Origin of the sequence: Bifidobacterium pullorum DSM 20433 (assembly GCF_000771405.1) — a bacterium.
Taxonomy (GTDB): domain Bacteria; phylum Actinomycetota; class Actinomycetes; order Actinomycetales; family Bifidobacteriaceae; genus Bifidobacterium; species Bifidobacterium pullorum.
The window spans coordinates 1-7509 of sequence record NZ_JDUI01000019.1 but is presented as its reverse complement, the minus strand read 5'-3'; the positions used below and the strand labels follow the sequence as shown (position 1 = coordinate 7509).

Below are 7509 nucleotides of genomic sequence, written 5' to 3'. Positions count from 1 at the left end.
GGACGGGTACATGCGCTGGTATCGGGACGAGCGGATCAAGCTCGCCTTCGGCACCAGCATCGCCAAACGAAGACGCGAGCTCGGACTCATGGCATAATCAAAGAACAAGGACACCGGAGTCCAACAAAACGTCACCACCCCCAAACCTCAACAAACAATTGAACAAAAACAACAGGCGTCCCCGGCATCCGCCGCTCCAACCAGCGAGCGGATCGTGGACCGGGCCGGCGGCGCCGGCCGTGTCCGTGGCGCCGACGCCTACCGCAGGACAAAGGGAGGCGAGGGGCGATGACGATCCCGACGCGGGGACGATTTCGAACTGTCCGCGCGGTTCAAGATCCGCGCCATGGGCGACAAGCTCCACGGGGATCATCGACGACGAATCCTACGACCACGTGGGGTTCGAGGAGAAAATCAAACTCATGCCCGAACGCCGGGGACCGAGGCGCGCGGCGCGCGCAAGATCGCCAGGCTCATCCGGCAGGCGAGGTTCAAATACAAGGACGCGTGCGTCGAGGACATCGAATACCCACCCGAACGCAAGCCCGGCCGCGACAGGATCGAACGCCTCGCCTCCTGCCAGTGGGTGCGTGACAGGGAGACCCTGATCATCATCCCCCGGCACGGGAAGCGGGAAAAGCCACGATCGGCCAGGCCCTCGGCAACGCCGCATGCCGCCGGGGAATCCCCACACGATACGCGCGCACGCAGGACATGCCCCGGGGAAATCGACCGCGCCCGGCTCGACGGCCAGGCCGCCTACTACAGGAAGGTCGACGAATTCAAGAGCATCGACCTGCCGGTCCTGGACGATTTCCCGGCCACGCCGGCCGACGCGGCGGACAGCATCCTCATCTCCCGGGATCATGGAGGCACGCAGCTCGGCCGGCGCCACGCCCGGCGCCAGCCAATGCGAACCCGAGCAATGGTACGTGAGGTCCGGCAGCGAGCTCATCGCCGACAGTACCCTGAGCCGTCCCGCCGGCTCCGCCCGGTATCTCGAACTCGAAGGCCCCGACATGCGCCGACGCAACACCACACTCAGCGAAGAAAAAGGATGGAAGGAAGTGACCGCAGGCACCAACGAATAACCCTGTCGACCAAACGTACCGCCGGTACCATCCACAGGTTACCGGCGGTACCACTTATCGGAGACCCCATTACCAAAAACGATTATTTTCTAGCAGGGGTGGTGGCGCGGGGGTTGTGTTTTCCGTCTTGTCTTACGGGGTTTGGCGTACTGTAGTGCGAAGTATCATTCTGTTCCGGCTGGTTCCGAGGGCGTTGAGGGGGCGTTTTCGGCCCTTCCGTGACCAACATGCGCGATTATGCGTTTTGATGCGTAATGACGCTTACTCCCGCTTGGGTTTGCGTGACATTGCGCAATATAGCGTAGTTCACTCCCGAGCTTCCCCTCCGTGCATGTCTTCGCCGTCCTCGCGTCGTTCCCGTTGCCTGTAGGACTCGAGTTCGTGTTCGAGCTGGTCGATGCGACGCGCCTGCTGGAGGATGACTAGACGGTAGCCCCTGACGTCCTCCCGCCCCGTGCCCGCGCCATGTCCGTCCTCGTTGTCTTTTCCGGCGTCGTACGCGCGCGAGGCCATGGGGCCGCTCCAGCGCTGTGATTCGGGGATGTCGATCGCCGGACGTCGTCTCGGCTCGTCGTCGGCCCCGATCTCGTCCGGGTACAGGTTTTTCCAGCGCGCGATGCTCCGCTCGATCCGCTTGTATCCGATCAGCGAGGAGTCCAAGCCTGCGTTGCGGAAGATCACCGTCGGGGATTCGCCCTTATAGTAGCGGCGGATGCATTCACGTTTGAATTCCTCCTTGTAGCAGATGCGGTACGGCGTGACATGGTCGACCGCAGGCAGGGACTGGATGTAGCGCATCTCCCTGGCACTGAACATCGCCTCCGCTCTCCCGTGGGTCATGGCGATCCCCCCCTTTCTGTTTCCGATTGCGGATCCGGGTACGGGACGGCCCCGTCACCGATGTGCGACTGGACGCTCGTCATCGTGACGGGGCCTCCCCGGACTCGTATGGAACCGGCTTGTCGGCCGATGTCCCGGGTCAGCGCATGGCCTTGCGAATGTTGCGGGACTTCATGTACACCGTCACACCCGCGCTCGCGATGAGCAGGCCGAGGACCATGAACAGCGTGATGCCGGCCGCGCCTGTGAGCGGCAGCTGGGTGATGCTCCTCACGTTCATGACCTTCAGCGGATTGTCATTGGTCGGCAGGGTCACCAGACCGAACGGATCACTGCCCTTGCCATAGTCGACGGTCGGGTTCCCGTTGGCATCATGTCCGATGGTGACGGTGAAGGACGGCAGGCCGACCTCGATGAACCCGTCGGGCGCGTGGGTCTCGGTGACCGTGTACGTACCCTCGCCCAGACCCGCGACCGTGACCATGCCATCGGTGCCGGAAACCAGCGGGTTCCTGCTCGTGACGGTACCGTCCTGATCTACGGTCCGGGTACCATCGGCCTGAACACCGGTCACCGGGTCGACGATGTATGAGCCGGGGGTGCCGGTCGTGGTCTCGCTGACCTTCACAGCGTCGGTGTCGCCTTGCTTGACCAGGCTGAACTGGGCGTTGGCCAGGTCGTTGTTGTCGCGGTCGGTCTTCCTGAACGTGATGGTCTGCGGCTTCGGCAGGGAGGCGCTGGCCTCGTTGGTGGAGCCGTTATTGTTCACCTCAACCGTGTTCGCGATGTTGCCTTCCAGGTTAACGGCATCCGCGTTCACGGTCACCTCGTAGGTCAGCACGACCGGCTTGCCGATGTACTCCGTGTCCTGGGCGATGGTCTTCATGTATGCGGTCAGCGTCACCGTGAACGAAGACAGGACCTGGGGATCACTTCCCGATACGAAATCCGCGTCAATCGAACCGGTAGGAGACGCGAACACGCCCGTTCCGGTGAGCACGTATCCGTTCGGATTCGAAATCTGATCGTAGGCCGTGATGGACTCGCCCTCTTCGGCTTCGCCATTATTGTTCTTGTCGACGTACACCTTGATGGAACTGAAGTCGACGGTCTGGCCCTTGCCCGGCGTATCCGTGAACGTGAACACGGGCTGCGGGTTCGCGGTGTCGCTCAGATCCTTGCCGACCCAGTTCGGCACCTCGCCGGCGATCGTGTACGTGCGCGTGTCACCCACGCCCGGAGTCGCGCCCTCGCCGCTCACCGTCTTCTTGACCGGGGTCAGCTCGTTCTTTAGATTCACCACGCCGCCAAGATAGCCATTCGCGTCGGGTATACCGGGCACGACAGGCTTGTCGGTCGCACCGACGTTCACCTTGATCTGGGTGCCGACCAGCATCGGGATCGCCTGGGTCGCAGCGTTGCCAACCGTGGTGGCGCCCTCGTCGACGATCAGGTACACGCCCGGAGCGGCCATCGTGTATGTGCGGCTGGCACCGGTATCGGTGGTGGTGGTCATCGTCGAAGTAATCAACTTGACGAAATTGGCATCGTCGTAAAGCTTGGTGACGAAGTCGCGGAGCACGCCCGAGTACGGGGCATCGCCCGAGTTGTCGAGATGGTTCGCGATCCACGCCATCGGATCGCCATCCTTGTCCGCGTCATACGACGGGGGCTTCGGATCAGAATCGTTGGTGACCGTCTCAAGCGCCTTCTCGACGAAGTCGCGGACATTGTCGACGGTGTGGATGCTCAGCACGCTGGACTGGCCAGTGGCCTCGTACTTGTCGTACTCGGCGAGCTTGATGTACTTCAGGTCACGGCCGGTGAACTGGTCTTCGTCACCGGCATTGATCGTGATCGTCGCCGAGCTGATGTCGATGTCGCCCACGGCGGCGTTCGCGGTGCCCGACAGGGCCGCGGCACCCGTCACGGCCATTGCCGCGGCGGCCACCACACCCAGGGCCCGCTTCAACATGCCCTTCATCATGGTTTTCTTTTCTCCTTCTTCCCGTCTCCGCAGGGACGGGATGGTTGATGGGAAAATACTGGGTTGTCGGTTTCCCTGATGGGTTCCCGACCCGTCCGGGAAACCGGAGGACAGGCGGGAAATCCTTGGCATTGCCGGGCGGGGATATGACGTCGCGTCCCCGTCCGGCGGATGGGGTCAGTTCCTGTTGCGGCGGGCGAGCAGCCATGTGCCTCCGGCGAGCATGAGCAGGACGATGCCGCCCAGGATGACGGTCAGTCCGGTGCCGCGCCCTCCGGTGAACGGGAGCTCGGACACCGGGGTGAACGTGTTCGTGAACTCTCCGTCCGAATCGGTATCGCCGGTGTCGGCCCCCTGGTACTGGTATGCGACGTCGGTGTCGAGTCGCAGGTCCGGATCGTCGCTGTCGTCTTCGACCGTGATGGTGACGGTGAGGATCCCGGCGTCGTAGTCCATGCTGGGCGCGTCGCCCTTCTGCTCCTTGATCTCATACGTGTACGTCGTAGGTACGTTCGTGCCGGATGGGATGGTGATGGTGAAGGATCCCGTTCCGGTGGTTTCGCCGTCCTGCGGCGCGCGCACTGTCAACGTAGCGGTCTTCCTGTCCTGGTCGACGATGATGTCGTCTCCCTTGTCGGGGAGGGGCGCGCCATTCTGCGGGGTGATGGTGAACGTGAACGCGTCATTCTCCGTCCACGGGCGACCCTTGAGGGTCTTTTGGACGTCGACCTGGGCTTTGCCGTCCATGGTCGGATTGAGGGTCATGCGCCCGTTGTTGCCCAGGTACACCACGAATCTTCCGGTCTGGGGGGCTCCTTCGAAGGTCGGTTCACGGTATTTGGACGCGGTGTCCGTCTCGTTCGTGGTTTTCTTTGCGGTCACGTCCTCAAGGTTGCCCAGACGGGGCGCACCCTTCACGAGGTACTTGGGGCTACCGATGTTCACGTAGCCGCTCATCAACGATCCGGCTCGTTTGACGACCGCGGTCTTCATCTCGGTGCCCTGATAGTAGGTGATTTGGAAGTAGTAGGTCCCGTTGTCGGTGACCTCCGTGGCGGGCGTCTTGCAGTCCTCATCCGTGTAGAGGGGTGTGTCCTCCTGGATGAAGTAGAACGGGTTGTCGTCCGCCGGTGTGAACGTGACCTTGGCTTTGGCCGTGGCCGGGTTTGTTTCGTCGGCGCGGTTGAAGTCGTTGCTGTACAGGTGGACCCCACGCCCTTGGTCTGCGGTGTTGGCCTGAATGTAGTCATCGCTCACTGCTTGGCTTCCGTCCTCGTACTTGAGTGTTTCCGGGGTGATGCCGTCGCGGAGGCCGACCGTGTAGCACAGACGGAACGGGAGGTTTCCCGAAGTTTCGTTGCTGACGACGCTTCCGTCCTCGGCCAGTTCGATCGTGTTCATGCGCAGCGGGATCGCTGATGCGGGGATTTCGACTTTGAGGGTCTGCGTTCCCTGCTGCGTCTGCGTGACGGTGATCCTGATCTCGCTGACGTTATGGGATTGATCCGGGACTACGGGGTTGGTGATGTCTCCGTTGAACGTGTACGTGGTCGTCTGGTTGCCCTGTGCGTCCGTCACCGGATCGCTGACGGTGGGGTTCTTGAGGATCTTGTCCATGAAGATCATGGTTTTGAACTCCTTGAACTCCATGTACTCTCCGATCGGATCCTCGTAGGTGATCCATCCGGATTGGTCGAGCGGTCCGGTCACTTCGGTCGGGATCCTTGCGGGCGCGAGGATGCTGCTGGTTATTTCTCCGAACGCGTTGATAAGCTCGTCGGCGGTGGTAGCCTCATAGAACTGGTCGGCGTAGTCGATGTCGGTCGGCGTTACCGTTTCGTCATTGTTTCTTGCGATGTCGAAGGCCGTGTCGCCGACGGTCACCGTCGTAGTGTCGGTTTCCGCGCTCGTGTATCGTTGCCAGGCATCGATCGTTTCTTGGATGTTGCTGCTCGTATCGGCTCCGTCTGCGTATGTTCCGGGATCGAGGACGAATTCGAAGTCCGGGGTCTGCGTTTCCGACAGGCCGATGGTATAGAAGCCGCAGTCCGTGCCGTACAGGTCCGTGACCTGCTGTTTGAGATATGAGGCCATAAGGATGGACACGAAATACGGGGCGGCCCCGCTCAGCGTCCGGTACGTGGATGTGTCCAGGTTGTGGTACCAGTTCGATCCTTCCATGCTGGCGGCGTTCGGCATGCCGTCCGACATGAGCACTATATTGGGGCGCGCGCCGTTCGCCTTGTCTGCGGCGGCGGTTTCGATCATGTCGAGGGCGTCGTAGAGTCCGGACTGTATCGGGGTCCATCCACCCGTCTCGATCTCCGATCCTTTGGGAAGGTTGCATTGCACCTTCGATCTGGTGAAGTTCCCGTCGTCGTGTTCGTACCAGAATTTCGTGATCGTGAAGTATCCGTGATCCGTGGTGGACAAATTGCCCTGCTCGCCGACGCATGTGCTCGCGCCGGGCGTGCAGTCGGCTGCTTCCGGTTCGCCTTCCGGCGTATCGGTTTGTTGGGGGATCTGCGTGGCTGGTGTCATCGGCAGCAGTATCCTGGCCGCGTTCTCCATTTTGGATGCGCCGTAGAACACGACCACGCCGATCCGGTTGTTGCCGCTCGCTTCAGCGAGGTCCGCGATCGCGTTGTCCAAGGCGCCCAGCATGATCGCCAATCGCGTTTCCTCGAGCTGACTGGTGTCACCCTTGATCTCGGTGCCGTCGACGAGTTCGTTCATGGTCTTGGAGAAGTCAAGGACGAACACGGTGTCGTTGGGATGCTCCTGCACGACGCGGGTGGTCGTCGCCAATGCGGAGTAGGTCACCAGGAAGTCGGAATCGTTGGCCACCGTGGTCAGGTCCGCGCCATCTGCTGTGGTGAATGGTTGGTCCCCTGTGGTGACGGTCTTGTCGGTCCACACACGCCCGTTGTATCGGGTGGAATTGGCATCCCCAAGCACGTCCGCATACGATTTCGTGGTGTCCCCGTCCGCGACCCTGGTCGCGCCGGCGGTAGCCCCGGTGTCTCTCGTGGCGGTGAGGTCGTCGGCGTAGGCGCCGCCCGCGGTCGTCGCGGTCAGCGCGGCGACCGCCAGGCATGCGCCCAACGCCCGGCGCAGGCCACGCCTTACGCTACGCGAAAAGCGGATACCCCCCCCCCGGATGTTTTCGTCGTTCCGGTCGAGCATGCGTTCTCCTTCCGGTCCCAACCCTGGTTAGTTATATTCAATCGGCAAGCGTACCGTCGCGCACCCCCATGTGGCCCATCCCCCGTATGACCCCGCACTGCCCCGCTCTATACTGACGATTTCCTAGCTTCCGTATCGTTTCTACTTTCCGACACACCCCCTCGTCGTTTCATCCTCGTCATACTCCCCCTTTTCCTATCGTCTCCCGTGTCCCGAAAGACTCCCAGTGCATCGGGGCCGGGAACGTCACCGGCATGTGACCGGCTCATGGACGGCGTGGAGATGTTCGGCTGGGATAAGCGGTCGGTCGACGAGATGACGGAGGACGAGGCGCGCGAGGCGCTGTGTGTGTGTCGTCAAGTTCGGGCGTGCCGTTGGGGGTGGTGACGTTTTGTTGGACTCCGG

At 62.0% G+C, this 7509-nt stretch carries 4 protein-coding genes and 1 pseudogene; 2 read left to right on the top strand and 3 right to left on the bottom strand.

Annotation, left to right across the window (positions count from 1 at the left end; translation table 11 throughout):
- Positions 1-346 precede the first annotated feature (346 nt).
- Positions 347-616: pseudogene (locus tag OU11_RS09625) on the top strand (ATP-binding protein); the annotation flags it as partial.
- Between the two features lie 250 nt (positions 617-866).
- Complete coding sequence (locus OU11_RS09510; RefSeq protein WP_033516141.1) at positions 867-1091, top strand: hypothetical protein; 225 nt, start codon at positions 867-869, stop codon at positions 1089-1091.
- 306 nt (positions 1092-1397) lie between these two features.
- Here OU11_RS09510 and OU11_RS08425 read toward each other — a convergent pair whose 3' ends face one another.
- The 3 genes from OU11_RS08425 to OU11_RS08415 all read right to left on the bottom strand — a co-directional run bounded on the left by OU11_RS08425 (position 1398) and on the right by OU11_RS08415 (position 7104).
- Entirely contained in the window at positions 1398-1931 is a 534-nt protein-coding gene (locus OU11_RS08425; RefSeq protein WP_152597135.1) for a hypothetical protein, read from the bottom strand.
- 139 nt (positions 1932-2070) lie between these two features.
- The gene (locus OU11_RS08420; RefSeq protein WP_033516139.1) at positions 2071-3918 is read right to left on the bottom strand and encodes a SpaA isopeptide-forming pilin-related protein; all 1848 of its coding nucleotides are present in this window, start codon (positions 3916-3918) and stop codon (positions 2071-2073) included.
- A gap of 177 nt (positions 3919-4095) precedes the next feature.
- The gene (locus OU11_RS08415; RefSeq protein WP_081963542.1) at positions 4096-7104 is read right to left on the bottom strand and encodes a Spy0128 family protein; all 3009 of its coding nucleotides are present in this window, start codon (positions 7102-7104) and stop codon (positions 4096-4098) included.
- Positions 7105-7509: the final 405 nt, after the last annotated feature.